At 68.8% G+C, this 1,112-nt stretch carries 1 pseudogene; it reads left to right on the top strand.

Going from position 1 to position 1,112, the window contains the following annotated elements:
• Positions 1–52: 52 nt before the first annotated feature.
• Positions 53–1,112 (top strand): annotated as a pseudogene (locus tag ACRWNP_RS37085) (sugar-binding protein); the annotation flags it as partial.

The following is a 1,112-nucleotide window of genomic DNA, read 5'->3' as shown; positions in this document are numbered from 1 at the left end:
TTACTTCCGCGGCATGGACGGCGACCCCCTCCCGGGTGGCGGGACGCGGTCGGTGACAATCAAGGACTCCACCGACGCCACCATCGCCCCCGACAAGCCCGCCTTCCAGGGCATGATCGCCGAATCCCTCACGTACACCCAGGCCAACGACGACGGCAGCGGCGGCACCGTAGCCTCCCGCACCGTCTCCTACCCGTCGGCGCACCTGCTGGCCACCCGTGCCCGCACCGACGTCCCCGACCTGCACGCCTACCGGACCCAGGTCGACTCCGGCATCACCGTCACCCCAGCCAGCGGCACCAACCCCGACGACACCCGCACCTCCCGCACGGTTAAGACCCTCACGCAGTACGACGACACCTACGGGCTGCCCACCCAGGTCGAGACCCTCGGCGACACCGGCAAGCCAGACGACGAGACCTGCACCATCACCTCGTACCTGCACAACACCACCGCGTGGCTGATCGGATTGGTCGAGCAGACCAAGAGCACCGCCGGCACCTGCGATAAGGCCCCCACCGCCACCGGTGGGGACGTCATCTCCGCCTCCCGGGCCGCCTATGACAACGGCGCCTACGGCGATGCCCCCAGCAAGGGCCTGGCCACCACTGCCTGGACCGTTGACGGACTCGGCACCGGCTGGATCCGCAGCGCCGTCACCACCTTCGACGACCACGGCCGCCCGCTCACCGTCAAGGACGCCGCCGACCACACGACCGAAACCAGTTACAAGCCCACGACCGGTCCTTCCGCCCGGCAGGTGTACTCCACCACAGTCACCAACGCTCTTGATCAGACGGTCACCACGACCGTGGAGCCGGGCCGGGCTACCCCGCTGGCCGCGACCGACGCCAACGGCCGGACCGTCACGCAGGCCTACGACGCCCTCGGCCGCGTTACCGAGGTATGGACCGCCTCACAGACTCCAGCAACGGACCAGGCGTTTAAGGCTTTCTCTTACGACACCACCGTCGGCAAGCCGACCGCCGTGACCACGTCCACACTGCGCGACAACGGCACCTACGCCCACGCGGTGTCGATCTACGACGGCCTGGGCCGGGTACGGCAGTCCCAGGTGGATGCCGTCGGCGGCGGCAGCATCATCACCGACA

This window comes from Actinacidiphila sp. bgisy160, assembly GCF_965342435.1.
Lineage (GTDB): Bacteria > Actinomycetota > Actinomycetes > Streptomycetales > Streptomycetaceae > Actinacidiphila.
Note: the sequence above shows the minus strand (reverse complement) of the source record. Positions and strands in the feature narration are given on the sequence as shown.